Source organism: Pseudomonas sp. FP198, from assembly GCF_030687895.1.
GTDB lineage: Bacteria > Pseudomonadota > Gammaproteobacteria > Pseudomonadales > Pseudomonadaceae > Aquipseudomonas.
The window spans coordinates 88821-104821 of the sequence record NZ_CP117452.1; the positions used below are offsets into that span (position 1 = coordinate 88821).

Sequence of the window (16001 nt, forward strand, 5' to 3'; positions counted from 1 at the left end):
TCCTCATCCGATGTTCGACAGTTTCAGCAGGTGGCGCAGGTCATTGAGCAGGTCCTTGCCCTTGACCCGAGCGTCGTAGCGCAGCACCAGGTTGCTGTGGGGGTCGATGATCCACAGCTGGGCGCCACCAGAGCCCTGGGCGCCTTTCTGATAGGCCGGCAGGTCCAGTGGATAACGTTGCAGCTGTGGATACTCGCGCTGCAGCTGGGCGTCGTATTCCGCCTCCAGCGGTTGCGCTATTGCCAGGGCATGGCTGGCGCGGCCAGCCTCGCGACCCAGGCCGATCTGCACCTGTCGCGCCAGGTACACCAGTTGCCGGCAATCCACCGAACACTCCTGCGGCGCCGTTACCAGGATCTGCCAGCGCTGCTCGTCGGCCTGCACGCCGATGTCCGCGCGGGACTGGCCGTTGCCGATCAACTCGCCGTGATAGCTGCGACTGTCCGGGACCCAGAACTGGAACTTGTACATGCCGGTGGCGAGGATCATCGGCCCGACCACGCCCAGCACAATCAGCAGCAATTGCACGCGCCCCTTGCGACGGCGGCGTGCATCGGGCACGTCAGACGTGTTGGTTGGATTCATGGTGCTTCCCATGGTGTCTCCCTGCGTTGTGCCATCCGAGATAAAGGAAAAGGCCGAACAGCGCCGCCGCCATGGCGAACCACTGCACGGCATAACCGAGGTGTTTTTCCGGGCCCATGGCAACCACCGCCCAATCGGTCCGGTAGGCGCCAGGGCCGCTTTGTTGTCTCAATTCGTAGGCGAAGCCGCCGCGACCCAGTTCGGCCCAGAGCTTCTGCGGTTCGATAGCGGTGACCAGCCGCGGCCACGGTGCGCTGGCCGGGTCGGCGTGGAGCTGGAACGTGACGCCGGGCGCGACGTAGACCCAGGCTTGCAGGTCGACAGGTTGCTCGGGCGTATTGAAGACTGGCGGAGTACGGCGATCAGGCCAGGGCAGCCAGCCTCGATTGACCAGCAACCACAGCCCGCTGGCGTGGTCGAGGAACGGTTGCAGCAGTTCGACGCCGACCTTGCCGTCGTGCTGGCGGTTATCCAGCAGGAGGCTGTGTTCGGCGTCGAACTGGCCGTGCAGGCTGACGAGACGAAAGGCCGGATCCGCTGTTTGCGAAAGCTCCACGCTGTCCATCGGCTTGGCCACGCGGCGCTCGGCGTAGGTGTCCATGAGCAGGCGTTTCTGCTCGCCCCGGCTCAATTGCCAGAACCCCAGGCACACCATCACCGGCACCAGCACGGCCACCACCAGCGACGGTACGAGGCCCGGCCGGAAGCCTTTCATGGCGCCGCCCGAAAGCTGTAGAACGGGATAGCTATACTCACGTGCATCGCGTTCCCCCGGAGTGTTCCTGATGCTAAAAGCAGCCATCGTCCTGATGCTGATCGCCACGATTGCCAGCCTGTTCAGCGGCTTGTTTTTTCTGGTCAAGGACGACAGCAATTCCAATCGCCTGGTCATCGCCCTGGCGATTCGCGTCAGCCTGGCCGTCGTCACCGTCGGCTTGATCGCCTGGGGCTTTTTCAGCGGCCAGTTGGTGTCGCATGCTCCTTGGTAAGAGCCGCCCTGGTAACGGTTGCCTCAGAGTATGTAGACGAAGAAGAACAAGCCGATCCACACCACATCGACGAAGTGCCAATACCAGCTCGCGGCCTCGAAGCCGAACTGATGCTCGTTGTCGAAATGCCCACGCATGATGCGCATCAGCATCACGAACAGGATGATCGTGCCGATGGTGACGTGGGCGCCGTGGAAGCCGGTGAGCATGAAGAACGTCGCGCCGTAGATCCCCGAACCCAGGGTCAGGCCCAGTTCCTTGTAGGCGTGGATGTATTCCTCGGCCTGGAAACCCAGGAAGGCGCAACCCAGCAGCACGGTGATCGCCAGCCAGATTTTCAGCGCGCCGCGATGACCTTTCTTCAGGGCATGGTGGGCGATGGTGACGGTGACGCTGGAGCTGACCAGCAGGATGGTGTTGAGCAGCGGCAAGCCCCACGGGCTGATGACGTCCTTGGGCGCCGGAAAGAGTTTCGGATCGGGGTTGTTCAGCAACGGCCAGACGTATTCGAAATTCGGCCAGAGCATTTCCGACAGGCCCTTGCTGCCTTCGCCGGCCAGGCCGGGCGCCGACACCACGCGCACGTAGAACAGCGCGCCGAAGAAGGCGACGAAGAACATCACTTCGGAAAAAATGAACCAGCTCATGCCCCAGCGGAACGAGCGATCGAGCTGCGCGCTGTACAACCCGGCGCGGCTTTCCTTGATGACCGCGCCAAACCAGCCGAACAGCATGTAGGCCAGCAGCAGGCCGCCAACGAAAAAGATCAGCGGACCGTGGGAATCCGGACGCGCCGCTTTCAGGTCGTTGAACCAGGTCGCCAGGCCATACACCGTGACGAACATCCCGACCGTGGCGATGATCGGCCATTTGCTCTGGGCCGGAACGTAATAGTGCTCATGAGTTGCCATTTATTGTTCTCCTTATCGGGCACGCTATCGGTCAGTGTTTACAGCCACCGGTGGATGACGAGCGGTGATATCGAACAGCGTGTAGGACAGCGTCAGGTGCTTCACTTCCTTGGGCATGTCCCGGTCGACGATGAAGCGCATGGGCATTTCGATGCGTTCGCCGGGTTGCAGCACTTGCTGGGTAAAACAGAAACATTCGGTCTTGTGGAAATATGCAGCGGCGTTGCTCGGCGAAATGCTCGGCACCGCTTGGGCGCTCATCGGCCGATCGGTGGGGTTATGGGCGATGAACACCATCTCGTTGACCGCTCCCGGCTTGACCACCAATTGATCGCCCTTGGGGTAGAAGTCCCAGACCATGTCCACCGAGTTGGTCGACAAGAACTGCACCCGGACCTGCCGCGACTCATCAACGGTTTGCTCGCCCGTGTACTGCCCGGCGGTTTTGCCGTTGATGCCGAACGCCTTGCACATCACGTCGTAGATCGGCACCAGGGCAAACCCGAAGGCAAACATGGCCACCACCACCAGCAACAGGCGGGTGACCAGTTTTTTCAGCGAGATCGAGTCAGCCATGGCTTAGAGCCCTCACACATGACCCTGTGGGAGCGAGCTTGCTCGCGATGGCAGCTACTCGGTGTGTCAGACACACCGCTATCGCGAGCAAGCTCGCTCCCACATTGGCCCTCGGTGTCATCTATTTCACTTCCGGCGGCGTGGTGAAGGTGTGATACGGCGCCGGCGACGGTACGCTCCATTCCAGCCCTTCGGCGCCATCCCACGGCTTGGCCGGCGCCGGTTCGCCGCCACGGATGGTCTTGATCACGATGAACAGGAAGAAGATCTGCGTGGTGCCGAACATGAACGCGCCGATGGAGGAGACCATGTTGAAATCGGCGAACTGCAGGTTGTAGTCGGGAATCCGCCGAGGCATGCCCGCCAGGCCGACGAAGTGCATCGGGAAGAACGCCATGTTCATCCCGATGAACGAGAGCCAGAAGTGCAGTTTGCCGAGGGTCTCGTCGTACATGTGCCCGGTCCATTTCGGCAGCCAGTAGTAGGCCGAGGCGAAAATCCCGAAGATCGCACCCGGCACCAGCACGTAATGGAAATGCGCGACCACGAAGTAGGTGTCCTGGTACTGGAAGTCCGCCGGCGCGATGGCCAGCATCAGCCCGGAGAAACCGCCGATGGAAAACAGGATCACGAACGCGACGGCAAACAGCATCGGTGTCTCGAAGGTCAGCGAGCCTTGCCACATGGTGCTCGCCCAGTTGAACACCTTCACCCCGGTGGGCACGGCGATCAGCAGGGTGGCGTACATGAAGAACAGCTCGCCCACCAGCGGGATGCCGACCACGAACATGTGGTGCGCCCAGACGATGAACGAGAGGAAGGCAATCGCCGCCGTCGCGTAGACCATCGAGGTGTAGCCGAACAGCGGCTTGCGCGAGAATGCCGGGATGATCGAGCTGACGGCACCGAAGGCCGGCAGGATCATGATGTACACCTCGGGGTGGCCGAAGAACCAGAACACATGCTGGAACAGTACCGGGTCACCGCCACCGGCGGCGTTGAAGAAGCTGGTGCCGAAGTGGATGTCCATCAGCATCATCGTCACGCAGCCGGCCAGCACCGGCATCACCGCAATCAGCAGGAAAGCGGTGATCAGCCAGGTCCAGACGAACAGCGGCATCTTCATCAGCGTCATGCCGGGGGCGCGCAGGTTGAGGATGGTGGCGACCACGTTGATCGCGCCCATGATCGAGCTGATGCCCATCAGGTGGATGGCAAAGATGAAGAACGTCACGCTTTCCGGCGCATAGGTGGTGGACAGCGGCGCGTAGAAGGTCCAGCCGAAGTTAGGCCCGCCGCCCGGTGTGAACAGGGTGGAGACCAGCATCAGGAACGCCGCCGGCAACAGCCAGAAACTGAAGTTGTTCATCCGCGGCAGGGCCATGTCCGGCGCGCCGATCATCAGCGGGACCATCCAGTTGGCGAGGCCGACGAAGGCCGGCATCACCGCGCCGAAGACCATCACCAGGCCATGCATGGTGGTCATCTGGTTGAAAAATTCCGGCTGCACGATCTGCAGGCCGGGCTGGAACAGCTCGGCGCGGATCACCATGGCGAACGAGCCGCCCAGCAGGAACATGGAGAACGCGAACCACAGGTACAGCGTGCCGATGTCCTTGTGGTTGGTGGTCAGTACCCAGCGCATCAGGCCCTTGGCGGGGCCGTGGGCGTGGTCGGCGCCGGCATGACCGTGGTCATCGATCACAGCACTCATGTCCTGTCTCCTTCGAACGAATGGGCTGGTCGGCGCGGGGCAACGAGCCCCGACCGGTTGCGGGAACACACGTCAGGGCGGCTCATTGGCTTTCCGCCTGCTTGAGTTCCAGCACTTCTTTAGGGGTGACCATGTCGCCCTTGTTGTTGCCCCAGGCGTTACGCTCATAGGTCACGACCGCGGCGATATCGACTTCCGACAGCTGTTTGCCGAACGCGGCCATGGAGGTGCCGGGCTTGCCGTGGAAGACGATGTTCAGGTGATCCTTGATCGGCCCCGTGGCGATTTTCGAGCCCTTGAGCGCCGGGAACATCGGCGGCAGGCCCTGGCCTTCGGCCTGGTGACAGGCTACGCAAGTGGTGTGGTAGACCTTGTCGCCACGTTCCTTGAGTTCTTCCAGGGTCCATTCCTTGCTGGTCAGCTCTTTGAGCTGCGCGGCTTCGGCCTTGCGTTCGCCCAGCCATTTTTCGTAGTCGGGCTTGCTCTTGACCTCGACCACGATCGGCATGAAACCATGGTCCTTGCCGCACAGCTCGGCGCACTGGCCGCGATAAATGCCGGGCTTGTCGACGCGGGTCCAGGCTTCATTGACGAACCCCGGAATGGCGTCGCGCTTGACGGCGAAGGCCGGCACCCACCACGAGTGGATCACGTCGGCGGAGGTCACCAGGAAGCGCACCTTGGCATCGACCGGCAGCACCAGCGGCTTGTCGACTTCAAGCAGGTAGTGCTCGCCCTTGGTGCTCTGGTTGTGGATCTGTTCGGCAGGTGTGGCCAGGTTGCTGAAGAACTCGACGTCCTGGCCCAGGTATTTGTAGTGCCACTTCCATTGGTAGCCGGTGACCTGGACATCGATCTCCGACTCGCTGGAGTCGTACATCTTGATCAGCGTGGCGGTGGCGGGAACCGCCATGGCCACCAGGATCAGGAAGGGCACGATGGTCCAGAGGATTTCCACGCGAGTGTTCTCGTGGAAGTGGGCGGCGTTCTGGCCGGTCGAGCGGCGGTGCATCATCATCGACCAGAACATGGCGCCGAAGACGATGATGCCGATGACCACGCAGATCCAGAAGATGGTCATGTGCAGGTCGAACACTGCGTTGCTGATCTGTGTCGCTCCAGGCGCCATATTCACAGTCCAGGCCGCTTGCGCCTGGCTGAAAATCGACCACAACAGGAGGCCCATCCATACGTGTGGATGTCGCGTCATTGCGGGTTCCCCTTATCGTTCTTGTTATCCCGTAGGCGTAACGCCTGCGGCAAGGGATCGGCATTCCAGACTGCTTACTTGACTCGCCGCGCCTTGCTGCACATGCAATCGGGTGTCATCGGCTAACTCCATTCCAAACCGAGTATAGACAGCACCCGCAACCTCGCAACGCGACGGCGTAAATCGTTTGAAACAGCTGGGACTTGCGCCAGGGCCCACGAATGGAGAAGGATGCGCAGCAGAGTGATGGCAAACCGATATAACGGCGACGTATCAAGGATGAAGCAGTTATGAAAAATAGGTCTTAGGAGTTTTTATGCGCCAGCTAAGTTATGTCATTCCTATTTCATTGCCTGTTGTTTCCTGGAGTTGTCATGAACACCGCCGCATTGCGCGAGCAGATCCAAAAAGCCCAACAGCACGAGGCCGAGACCGGCCTGTTGAGTCGTCAGTTGACGACCCAGTTACCGACGCTGCACCCCGCCATTCAGCTCCCGGACGCGAACGCCAACGACGTTCTGGCGCGGTTTGTCGCAGCCTATATCAACGAAGTGCCTGACCTGCTGGATGCCGCCAATGACGTCGCCAGGGAGGCGGGTATCGAGTCGCAGATCAAGCCCGTACTGAAAATTGCCGAGCAGTATTTCCTCCAGCCGCCGACGATCATGGCCGGGCATGTCGGGCTCAACAGCCTGCTCGACGAAGCCTATCTGGCGCACCGCTTTGTGGAGGAGGTCAACGACCTGTACATCAAGCATTTCGGCCAGCCGCTGATCCCCCTGGACATGACGGTTGCCAATCTGATTGCCCATCAGCTGATCGGTGAGGAATTTGCCAACCAACTCGATGAGGTGGTGCATCACGCGTTCGACGAGATGCTCAACGACGAGACGTTTGCACTGGAGTCGGTAGAAACCTACCGCGAGAAGCTCAGCAGCCCGGAAACCGGCGCGGCCTGGAAGCGCTGGCCGTGCATGTCCCGCCGCTTGGGCGTGGGCCTGGAGCTGGATCAGCCGGCTGCTTGATCCTTCTGGAAAAACCCAAAACCCTTGTGGGAGCGAGCCTGCTCGCGAAGCGGTTGATCATTCAACATCTATGTCGACTGAAACACCGCAATTCGCGAGCAGGCTCGCTCCCACATGGGGTCTGTGCTGCTCATCGTGAGCGCCGCTGAAGCAGGGTCAACTGGCCGTTGCGCCAACCCCCACGGTCGTGCGCAAGCGCCCTTCCAACCGGCGCTTGAGCCCGCGCGATTCGATCAACAACTTCGAACCCTTGCTGGCATTCGCCCGGCTCCATTCTTCGAGCAATTCCAGGCAGGAATGGTCGATATAGCTCAGGTTGTTGAGCGGCACATGCACCGTTGCGCCTTCGGGAATGGTGTTCAGCACCTGGGTCAGGGCTGGAACCTTGAGGAAGGTCGCCGCACCCACCAGGCGCAGTTCCATCTCGCCGTCCTGGGGCAAGTCGATCAGGCTGATCTTCAGGCGCGAGGCTTTCCACGCCAGCTTCACCAGGGTCAGGCCGAAACCGATCAGCACGCCGGTCAGCAGGTCGGTGAAGATGATCGCCAGCGCCGTCGCGGCGTAGGTGAACATCGGCATCCGGCCATAACGGCCCAGGCCACGGAAGGCCTTGATATCCACCAGTTTGAAACCGGTGTAGACCAGCACACCCGCCAGGCTCGCTACCGGGATGCTTTGCAGCACGCTGGACAGCAGCAGCACGAAGAGCAGCAACCACAAACCGTGGAAGATGGTCGACATCCGTGTGGTCGCCCCGGCCTGGACGTTCGCCGAACTGCGCACGATCACGCCGGTCATCGGCAAGGCACCGAGCAGGCCACAGAGCATGTTACCGACACCTTGGGCGGACAGTTCCCGATCGAAATCCGCCCGCTCGCCGCTGTGCATGCGATCGACGGCAGCCGCCGAGAGCAAGGTTTCCGCACTGGCGATGAAAGCGACCGCGAACGCGGCGATCAACACGGAGGGGTCGGCCAGGTTCAGCAAATCCGCCGGGCGCAGCCAGTCGATGGCTTCGGCCATGTTTTCCGGGACCTCCACGCGCTTGACCTGCAACGCCAGCAGCAGGCTGGCAACCGTTGCCAGGCCCACGCCGAGCAGGGCGCCAGGAACGAAGCGCAGGCTATGGGGGCGAAACTTTTCCCACAGCCACATCACCGCGATCGTCGACAGGCCGAGCAAACCGGCCTGCCAGCCGAACGAAGGTAAAGCCTGGGCCACTGCCGCCGGGAACGCCGCCAGGTTATCCAGCCCGGAAGGCTTGGGCGCCGCGTCAAGCATCACATGGACCTGGGACAAGATGATCAGCACACCGATACCGGCCAGCATGCCGTACACCACGGCAGGCGCGGTGACCCTGAACCAGCAACCGAGGCGAAAACGCCCGGCCAGCAGTTGCAGCAGCCCGGCCAGCAAAAGGATCGGCCCGAGCATTGCTACGCCATGCTGGCGCACCAGTTCGAAGACCAGCACCGCCAAACCGGCCGCTGGGCCGCTGACTTGCAGCTTGGAGCCAGCCAGGAAGCCCACGATCAGACCACCGACGATACCGGTGATCAGCCCCTTCGCTGGTGGCAGGCCCGAGGCAATGGCAATGCCCATGCACAAGGGCAGCGCCACCAGGAATACAACCACCGAAGCCAGGAGCTCCCGTGGCAGAACAGCTTTTAATTGAGCAGCGCGCATGGCGACTCTCCCGAAATTTTCTTCAGGCATGGCGAGGCCCGCCCGCGCAAATGGCGGGAGGCTCGACCACACAAGGATGTTTAGGAGCGGTTAGAAGCGCGCTTTGGGCGTCGCCACCGGTATCGGATGGCTGCCATCGAGCGGCAGGAAACAACCCTGGTCCGCGTCAAAGGCTTTGATCTCGCTGGTCTCGATGTTGTACACCCAGCCATGGATGAACAATTGGCCGCTGGCCATGCGAGAGGCCACCGAAGGGTGTGTTCGCAAATGCTGCAACTGCGCAATCACGTTCTCTTCGGTGAGGACGGGCATGGTCTGCTTTTCGTCACCGCACGGGCAGTTGTCGTGGACCATGGTCTTGGCGACTTCGGCGTGGCGCAGCCAGGCCTTGACCGTCGGCATTTTTTCCAGGGTGTCGGGGTTGAGCACCGCACGCATGGCGCCGCAATCGGAATGGCCGCAAACGATGATGTGTTGCACACCCAGGGCCAGCACGGCGTATTCGATGGCGGTGGAGACGCCGCCGTTCATTTGCCCATAAGGCGGCACGACGTTGCCAACGTTACGGGTCACGAACAGGTCGCCTGGGGAGCTATGGGTGATCAGCTCGGGCACGATGCGCGAATCTGCGCAGGTGATGAACATCGCCCGGGGTTTCTGGGCGGTGGCGAGTTTCTTGAAGAGTTCTTCCTGTTGGGGAAAGATCTCGTGATGGAAATGCAAAAAGCCGTCAACAATGTGCTGCAGCGCTGCATCGGCGGTTTCCGCCTCGGGTTGGGCTGAAGCCGACGCAGCCAACGGCTGTTTATCCTTGTCACTCATGATTCATCCTCTTTAAGACGCCAGTGGCTGGTTAAAAAATATCCAGGTCGACGTGTTCGACCCGTCAGTCACTCGCTGAACAAGGTAGCGGCCGAAACTTAACTCAAACTGAATCGAAGGCTCTAGGACAACGATTCCAGGGGTGGCGAAACACTGGCGCAGATCATGTCCAGTGCCCGTTCCCAGCTCAACTTTAATCAAATCAACGACATCTGTCGGCCCGGCGGACAGAAGGCATCGCAGTCAAGATTGTAACCATCTCGTCGGTTCAGGCCCAAACGCTTGAGCGTCTTGGCGAAGCGCTGGGCCAGCAGGTCGGCGAACGGGCCTTCGCCGCGCATCCGCACGCCAAACCGGCTGTCATACAGTTCGCCGCCGCGGCTCTGGCGCACCAGGCTCAGCACATGGGCGGCGCGCTGCGGGTAGTGCGCTTGCAACCACTCCTCGAACAGCGGCGCCACTTCCAGCGGCAGGCGCAACATGACGTAGGCGGCGTTCTGCGCACCGGCAGCGTGGGCTTCGGTCAGCAGGCTTTCAATCTCGCTGTCGTTGATCATCGGGATCATCGGCGCGCACAGCACGCCGACGTTGATGCCCGCCTCGCGCATGACCTTTATCGCCCGCAACCGGGCCTTCGGCGCCGCCGCGCGGGGTTCGAGGATGCGCTTGAGTTCGTCGTCCAGCGTGGTGAGGCTGATCATCACATGTACCAGCCGTTGCTCCGCCAGTTCGGTCAGCAGGTCGAGGTCGCGCAGGATCAACGAGCCCTTGGTGACAATCGTCACCGGGTGCCGGTATCGCAGCAACACTTCGAGAATCCGCCGGGTGATGCGCTGTTCGCGTTCGATCGGCTGGTAGGGATCGGTATTGGAACCCAGGGCAATCGGCGCGCATTGATAGCCACGCCGCGACAGCTGCTCCTCCAGCACATCGGCGGCGTTGGTCTTGGCGATCAGCTTGGTTTCGAAATCCAGCCCGGGCGACATGTCCCAGTAGGCATGGCTGGGTCGCGCATAGCAGTAGATGCAGCCGTGTTCGCAGCCTCGATAAGGATTGATCGACCGATCGAAAGGGATATCCGTGGAGGTGTTTCGAGTGATGATGGTCTTGGCCGTTTCGATGCGCACCTCGGTGCCCTGGGTCGGCGGCACTTCCTGGTACCAGCCATCGTCCTCGGCCACCGAACGGCTCGGCGCGAAGCGGTTGTGCGGGTTGGTGGCGGTGCCGCGGCCACGAGGCGGAAGTGAGACGGACATGGGAATACTCCGAAAACTGTATGCGCATACAGTATTCGCTGCCGTCGATTCAAGCCAGTGCCGTTTGGCAGTTCAGGAAAAGCAGGCCCTGGTTCACGGCGCTTTGACGTCTTGCTCACGGGCTTTTAACCGAGGCGAACCGAAACTGACGACTTCCCAATCCTTGGCCGCCGGTTGCTCCTCATGCTCAAGCTCTGTTTGCGTTCCCTGCTGTGCCTGGTCTTGTTCGCCGCGCTGGTCGATTCCGCCGCCCAGGCCGCCACCGACGCCGAGGCCAGGCCCGGCGAATGGGCCCAGCCCGTGGAAAAGCGCTACGACCTCTACCAGATGTCGCCAACGCTCTATCGCAGTTCCTTGCCGGACGGCGGTGCCCTGCCTCTGCTGGCGAAACTCGATATCGGCACAATCATCAATTTTCTGCCTGATTCGGACGCGAACTGGTTGTCCGCACCCGGCATCAAGCAGGTTCAGTTGCCCTATCGCACCAATCACGTCGACGACACTGATGTCCTCAGGGCCCTGCGCGCCATCCAGGACGGCCAGGCCAAGGGGCCGGTGCTCATGCATTGCAAACACGGCTCGGACCGTACCGGCTTGATGGCCGCCATGTACCGGGTGGTTGTGCAGGGCTGGAGCAAGGAAGACGCCCTGGAGGAGATGACCGAAGGCGGTTTCGGCGACAGCCACCACTTCAAGGACGGGGTTCGCTACATGATGCAGGCCGATCTCGAGAAGCTCCGTGTAGCCTTGAGAGACGGCGATTGCAGTACCAGCGTGTTTGCGCTGTGCTCGTTGAAAGGTTGGGTCAATTCAACGACCACGGCGCGTCACCTCGATCCTCAGGTATTGGCTCCTTCACGCTGATTGGTCGCGCTGAGAAACGCGGTGATGGATGCGGACAACGGCCGCGAGTCGCCCGGCCCGAATATGTGATCGCGAAGCGCCTTGCCGGTCTTCGCGTCGAACAATCCGTTGCGCTGGAACCTCTGAAACACGGTCTCGGCCAGGGCGATGGACCACGGATAGGCGTACAGTGTTGCGGCATAGCCCGTCACCATATGGTCCAGCCCATTGGCCAGGCGTGCATTGGCGACTACTGGAAAATGGCTGAACTTTTCGCTGACCTGCTGGAATACTTGCTGGACGCTGCGCCCATCAGCGTGGGTGCGGTGCAACTCGAAATCCAACAGCGCGTTGCGCAAATTCTTGGCGGTTTCCCAACTGGCCTGGGTGCTGATGAGCCTTATGAACTGATCGGCCATCTCGTCAGGCAGTGTTGCTCCGGTTTGATGATGCGCCGATATACGGATCAAAAACTCCTTGGCGAAGCACCATTTTTCGAACAGGCATCCGGCGAATTCGGTGGCATCGCGAGATGCCGAGGTGATGCCCGAGACACCACGATAGGCTGCCTGGCTCAAGACTTGATGCAGGCAATGGCCGAATTCATGGACAAGAATGCGTAGCTGCAGATGGTCGAGCAACGTCGGGTTCTCGGCTGTTCCCCGCGGCAGCCAGCCATGCAGGACGGCGATGGGATTTCGGGGCCGGCCTTCGGCGGTCATCAGACGGTCGCGAATGGTCGTGGTCTGCGGGAAGCCCTCCTGGCCCGCAACTTCGAACGGATCGAAATAGATATAGCCAATGCTCGTTCCGCCCTCCGAGACTTCAAAAAGACGTACGTCAGGAGCCCAGGTGCCCACATCCTCACGTTCGATGAAGTTCACTGCGAATAGATCTGACGCCATCACCAGCAGCTTGGAAAAGACCGCCTCCAATGGAAACCAGGCACTCAATTCTTCCTGCGAGATGCCTGCCGCCTGCCGACGGAGTTTCTCCGCCAGGTACCGGTAATCCCAAGGTTCGGGCTCGCCTAAACCTTGTTTCCTGGCAAAAGCCTTGAGTTGCTCGGCTTCCAGGTTGAAGGTGCTCTGCTGCGACTGGAGTTGGTTGTCCAGGAAAGCCAGGACCTGTTCGGTGGACTCGGCCTGCTCCGACGCGACCGCCAATTGAGCGAAATTCGTGTAGCCCAATAATTTTGCATACTCGTGCCGGTCGTCCAGCAGTTGCTTGAGGACGTTTCCATTGTCGAACTGGCCGGCATGCGGGCCTTGATCAGAAGCTCGTGTTTCATAGGCAACGTTGATTTGCTGGCGCAACGAGCGGTTGTCGGCATAGCGGATGATGATGCGATGCGACTCTTCATCGAGGGGCAGCAGCCATCCCGTGCGCTCGACTGTGCGAGCCTGGCTGGCCATGTGTTGTTTGAACGCCGCCGGCAAACCGCTGAGCTGGGCCTCATCGTCAACGAGGATATCCCAGGCTTTATTGGCCATGTGCAGCTGTTCCCGGAAAAGACCTTCAGCGTTTTCAATGCGCACCTGCAGCAGGTTCAAGTCCCCCCCAGCGGTCTCCGGCAAGTTTTCACGAAACTGCCGCAGGATTTTTTCCAGGACTCTTATGCGCGCCGGTTCGAAGTTCTTGGCAATGTCGCTGTTCGCCAGGCGTTGGTAGAGCTGAAACAATTCGGCGTTCTGTTTCAGTCCGTTCTGAAATTCATGCAATCGTGACTCGCAATCGAGCGATGCTTGCTCCCAGGCGTCGCCTGTCCGGGTCGAGGTCAGGCGGTGTAGCACATAGCGAAAACCCTCCACCCGGCTGTGAATTTCATCCATCGCCACGACGAGGTCGTCCCAGGTTGGGAAGGGTGTCTGGCTGGCAATGATCTCGGTGAGACTGGTCCGGCTTTCGATGAGTATCTGGTCGAGGGCCGGGGAAAAGTGTTCGGCCTGGATGCGCGAAAAAGGCGGCAGGTCGTAGGGTTGCAATAGCGGGTTGTCAACGCTTGGCATGGGTAACTTCCTTTCAGTTCGGGGTGTTGGACCAGTCTGAAGAGGAAGGCAGGGCACCCTGCGGTATATATGTATCGCTTCCGGGCCGGGCGGCCCGGAAGGTAATGCAGAAGGTTTCAGTCGGTTTTTTCTTCAGCTTCGGGTTGGGGACGAACTGCGATGCAAGCCGATGTCGAGAGACTCCGGATGGCTCTGAGAGATGGCGATTGCCGTATCAGCGTCTTTGCGCTGTGCTCGTTGAAAAGTTGGGTCAATTCAACGATTACGGCGCGTCAGCTCGATCCTCAGACTTTGCCTCCTCCACGCTGATCGGTAGCGCGGAGGAAGGCGGCTATGGATTCGGACAACGGCCGCGAGTCGCCCGTCCCGAATATGTATTCGCGAAGCGCCTTGCCGGTCTGCGCGTCGAACAATCCGTCGCGCTGGAACCTCTGGAACACGCTCTCGGCCAGGGCGTTGGACCACGGGTCGGCGTACAGTGTTGCGGCATAGCCCGCCGCCATGTAGTCCAGCCCATTGGCCAGGCGAGCATTGGCTACCACAGGCAAATGGCTGACCTTTTCGCTAATCTGCTCGAATACCTGCTGAGCGCTGCGCCCATCAGCGTGGGTGCGGTGCAACTCGAAATCGAGCAGTGCGTTGCGCAGTTCGGTGGCGGTTTGCCAACTGACCTGGGTGGTGATGAGCCTAATGAAATGATCGGCCATCTCGTCCGGCAGTGCTGCTCCGGTTTGATGATGCGCCGATACGCGGATCAGGCATTCCTTGGAAAAGCACCATTTTTCCAGCAGACACCCGGCGAATTCGGCTGTATCGCGGGATGCCGAGTTGATGCCCGAGACATCACGATAGGCTGCCTGGCTCAAGACCTGATGCAGGCATTGGCCGAACTCATGGAACAGAATGCGCAGCTGCTGATGGTCGAGCAACGTCGGGTTCTCGTCTGTTCCCCGCGGCAACGAGCCATGCAGGACGGCGATGGGATTTCGGGGCCGGCCTTCGGCGGTCATCAGCCGATCGCGAATGGTCGTGGTATGAGGAAAGCCCACCCCGTTAGCAGGCTCGAACAGATCGAAATAGATATAACCAATGGGCGTTCCGCCCTCAGAGACTTCAAAAAGACGCACGTCAGGAGCCCAGGTGCCCACATCCTCACGTTCGATGAAGTTCACTGCGAATAGATCTGACGCCATCACCAGCAGCTTGGAAAAGACCGCCTCCAATGGAAACCAGGCACTCAATTCTTCCTGCGAGATGCCTGCCGCCTGCCGACGGAGTTTCTCCGCCAGGTACCGGTAATCCCAAGGTTCGGGCTCGCCTAAACCTTGTTTCCTGGCAAAAGCCTTGAGTTGCTCGGCTTCCAGGTTGAAGGTGCTCTGCTGCGACTGGAGTTGGGTGTCCAGGAAAGCCAGGACCTGTTCGGTGGACTCGGCCTGCTCCGACGCGACCGCCAATTGAGCGAAATCCGTGTAGCCCAACAGTTTTGCATATTCGTGCCGGTCGTCCAGCAGTTGCTTGAGGACGGGGCCATTGTCGAATCGGACGGGATGCGGTCCTTGATCAGAAGCGCGCGTGCTGTAGGCCATGTCGGTCACCTTGCGCAAAAAGCGATAATCGGCATAGTGCGTGACGATGCGATGTGACTCTCGGTCAAGGGTTAGTAGCCATCCCGTGAGCCCAGCCTCGCCTGCCTGATTGGCCATGCGCTGTTTGAATGCCGCCGGCAAGCCGCTGAGCTGGGCTTCATCGTCAATGGCTACGCTCCAGCCTTTATTGGCCTTGTACAGCAGGTCCAGAAAAGTATCTTCAGCTTTTCGAATGCGAACCTTTATCAGGTTCAAGTCACCCCCCGTGTTCTCCGGCAAGTTTTCACGAAACTGCCGCAGGATTTTTTCCAGGACTCTTGTGCGCGCCCGTTCGAAATTCCTGGCTATCTCGCTGTTCGCCAAGCGCTGGTAGAGCTGGAAGAGCTCGGCGTTTTGGTGCAGTCCGACTCGAAAGTCGCGCAATCGCGGCCCGCAATCGAGCAATGCCTGCTGCCAGGTTTCGCCTGTCCGGGTCAAGGTCAGGCGGTGTAGCACATAGCGAAAACCCTCCAGCCGGCTGTGAACTTCATCCATCGCCACGACGAGGTCGTCCCAGGTTGGGAGGATCGTCTGGCTGGTAATGATCTCAGCGACCTTGACGCGGCTTTCGGCGATTATCTGGTCGAGGGCCGGGGAGAAGTGTTCGGCCTGGACGCGCGAAAAGGGCGGCAGGTCGTAGTCCTGCAGTAGCGGGTTATCAGCGTTTGGCATGGAAAGCTTCCTTTCAGTCTGGACGTGTCGGACCAGTCTGAAGAGGAAGGCAGGGCACCCTGCGGTATATATGTATCG

General features: G+C 60.4%; 14 protein-coding genes. 3 read left to right on the forward strand and 11 right to left on the reverse strand.

Features of this window, described 5'->3' with window-relative positions; all coding sequences use genetic code 11:
• Nucleotides 1-3: 3 nt before the first annotated feature.
• Both PSH78_RS00420 and PSH78_RS00425 read right to left on the reverse strand, forming a co-directional pair.
• On the reverse strand, nt 4-597 hold the full coding sequence (locus PSH78_RS00420) for a hypothetical protein (RefSeq protein ID WP_305497819.1): 594 nt from the start codon (nt 595-597) through the stop codon (nt 4-6).
• The gene (locus PSH78_RS00425) at nt 563-1300 is read right to left on the reverse strand and encodes an SURF1 family protein (protein ID WP_305497821.1); all 738 of its coding nucleotides are present in this window, start codon (nt 1298-1300) and stop codon (nt 563-565) included. The genes PSH78_RS00420 and PSH78_RS00425 overlap by 35 nt, the downstream gene beginning before the upstream one ends.
• A gap of 70 nt (nt 1301-1370) precedes the next feature.
• On the opposite strand from PSH78_RS00425, the gene PSH78_RS00430 reads away from it, so the two are divergent.
• Nucleotides 1371-1574 (forward strand): twin transmembrane helix small protein, encoded by a 204-nt coding sequence (locus tag PSH78_RS00430; RefSeq protein ID WP_305497823.1) that lies wholly within the window; start codon nt 1371-1373, stop codon nt 1572-1574.
• Between the two features lie 23 nt (nt 1575-1597).
• On the opposite strand, the gene PSH78_RS00435 is transcribed toward PSH78_RS00430, so the two are convergent.
• The 4 genes from PSH78_RS00435 to coxB form a co-directional block, all read right to left on the reverse strand.
• A complete protein-coding gene (locus PSH78_RS00435; RefSeq protein WP_305497825.1) occupies nt 1598-2485 on the reverse strand; it encodes a cytochrome c oxidase subunit 3 in 888 nt (295 codons plus the stop codon).
• A gap of 24 nt (nt 2486-2509) precedes the next feature.
• On the reverse strand, nt 2510-3061 hold the full coding sequence (locus tag PSH78_RS00440; RefSeq protein ID WP_305497827.1) for a cytochrome c oxidase assembly protein: 552 nt from the start codon (nt 3059-3061) through the stop codon (nt 2510-2512).
• A gap of 121 nt (nt 3062-3182) precedes the next feature.
• Nucleotides 3183-4775, reverse strand: coding sequence for a cytochrome c oxidase subunit I (gene ctaD, locus PSH78_RS00445; protein WP_305497829.1), 1593 nt, complete (start codon nt 4773-4775; stop codon nt 3183-3185).
• Between the two features lie 82 nt (nt 4776-4857).
• Entirely contained in the window at nt 4858-5985 is a 1128-nt protein-coding gene (gene coxB, locus PSH78_RS00450) for a cytochrome c oxidase subunit II (RefSeq protein ID WP_305497831.1), read from the reverse strand.
• Nucleotides 5986-6359: 374 nt separating this feature from the next.
• Between coxB and PSH78_RS00455 the strand changes: the two genes are divergently transcribed.
• Nucleotides 6360-7010: a hypothetical protein gene (locus PSH78_RS00455; protein ID WP_305497833.1), complete on the forward strand. Its 651-nt coding sequence runs from the start codon at nt 6360-6362 to the stop codon at nt 7008-7010.
• A 156-nt stretch (nt 7011-7166) separates the two neighbouring features.
• On the opposite strand, the gene PSH78_RS00460 is transcribed toward PSH78_RS00455, so the two are convergent.
• The 3 genes from PSH78_RS00460 to PSH78_RS00470 form a co-directional block, all read right to left on the reverse strand.
• Nucleotides 7167-8696, reverse strand: a complete 1530-nt coding sequence (locus PSH78_RS00460; protein WP_305497835.1) for a SulP family inorganic anion transporter — start codon at nt 8694-8696, stop codon at nt 7167-7169.
• Nucleotides 8697-8786: 90 nt separating this feature from the next.
• Nucleotides 8787-9518 carry a carbonic anhydrase gene (locus tag PSH78_RS00465; protein WP_305497838.1) on the reverse strand — a complete coding sequence of 244 codons (732 nt, stop codon included), beginning with the start codon at nt 9516-9518 and terminating at the stop codon, nt 8787-8789.
• 197 nt (nt 9519-9715) lie between these two features.
• A complete protein-coding gene (locus tag PSH78_RS00470) occupies nt 9716-10774 on the reverse strand; it encodes a PA0069 family radical SAM protein (protein WP_305497840.1) in 1059 nt (352 codons plus the stop codon).
• A 183-nt stretch (nt 10775-10957) separates the two neighbouring features.
• Between PSH78_RS00470 and PSH78_RS00475 the strand changes: the two genes are divergently transcribed.
• Nucleotides 10958-11638, forward strand: coding sequence for a tyrosine-protein phosphatase (locus PSH78_RS00475; protein ID WP_305497842.1), 681 nt, complete (start codon nt 10958-10960; stop codon nt 11636-11638).
• Here PSH78_RS00475 and PSH78_RS00480 read toward each other — a convergent pair.
• Together PSH78_RS00480 and PSH78_RS00485 are read right to left on the reverse strand one after the other, a co-directional pair.
• Nucleotides 11614-13626, reverse strand: coding sequence for a M3 family metallopeptidase (locus PSH78_RS00480; protein ID WP_305501423.1), 2013 nt, complete (start codon nt 13624-13626; stop codon nt 11614-11616). The genes PSH78_RS00475 and PSH78_RS00480 overlap by 25 nt on opposite strands.
• A 284-nt stretch (nt 13627-13910) precedes the next feature.
• Nucleotides 13911-15923 carry a M3 family metallopeptidase gene (locus PSH78_RS00485; RefSeq protein ID WP_305497844.1) on the reverse strand — a complete coding sequence of 671 codons (2013 nt, stop codon included), beginning with the start codon at nt 15921-15923 and terminating at the stop codon, nt 13911-13913.
• Nucleotides 15924-16001 lie beyond the last annotated feature (78 nt).

What these genes read in the sequence shown, in the direction of transcription:
- PSH78_RS00420 (WP_305497819.1), bottom strand. Translation starts at nt 597, where the DNA reads ATGGGAAGCACCATGAATCCAACCAACACGTCTGACGTGCCCGATGCA.
- ctaD (WP_305497829.1), bottom strand. Translation starts at nt 4,775, where the DNA reads ATGAGTGCTGTGATCGATGACCACGGTCATGCCGGCGCCGACCACGCC.
- PSH78_RS00435 (WP_305497825.1), bottom strand. Translation starts at nt 2,485, where the DNA reads ATGGCAACTCATGAGCACTATTACGTTCCGGCCCAGAGCAAATGGCCG.
- PSH78_RS00475 (WP_305497842.1), top strand. Translation starts at nt 10,958, where the DNA reads ATGCTCAAGCTCTGTTTGCGTTCCCTGCTGTGCCTGGTCTTGTTCGCC.
- coxB (WP_305497831.1), bottom strand. Translation starts at nt 5,985, where the DNA reads ATGACGCGACATCCACACGTATGGATGGGCCTCCTGTTGTGGTCGATT.
- PSH78_RS00465 (WP_305497838.1), bottom strand. Translation starts at nt 9,518, where the DNA reads ATGAGTGACAAGGATAAACAGCCGTTGGCTGCGTCGGCTTCAGCCCAA.
- PSH78_RS00440 (WP_305497827.1), bottom strand. Translation starts at nt 3,061, where the DNA reads ATGGCTGACTCGATCTCGCTGAAAAAACTGGTCACCCGCCTGTTGCTG.
- PSH78_RS00425 (WP_305497821.1), bottom strand. Translation starts at nt 1,300, where the DNA reads ATGAAAGGCTTCCGGCCGGGCCTCGTACCGTCGCTGGTGGTGGCCGTG.
- PSH78_RS00470 (WP_305497840.1), bottom strand. Translation starts at nt 10,774, where the DNA reads ATGTCCGTCTCACTTCCGCCTCGTGGCCGCGGCACCGCCACCAACCCG.
- PSH78_RS00485 (WP_305497844.1), bottom strand. Translation starts at nt 15,923, where the DNA reads ATGCCAAACGCTGATAACCCGCTACTGCAGGACTACGACCTGCCGCCC.
- PSH78_RS00455 (WP_305497833.1), top strand. Translation starts at nt 6,360, where the DNA reads ATGAACACCGCCGCATTGCGCGAGCAGATCCAAAAAGCCCAACAGCAC.
- PSH78_RS00460 (WP_305497835.1), bottom strand. Translation starts at nt 8,696, where the DNA reads ATGCGCGCTGCTCAATTAAAAGCTGTTCTGCCACGGGAGCTCCTGGCT.
- PSH78_RS00480 (WP_305501423.1), bottom strand. Translation starts at nt 13,626, where the DNA reads ATGCCAAGCGTTGACAACCCGCTATTGCAACCCTACGACCTGCCGCCT.
- PSH78_RS00430 (WP_305497823.1), top strand. Translation starts at nt 1,371, where the DNA reads ATGCTAAAAGCAGCCATCGTCCTGATGCTGATCGCCACGATTGCCAGC.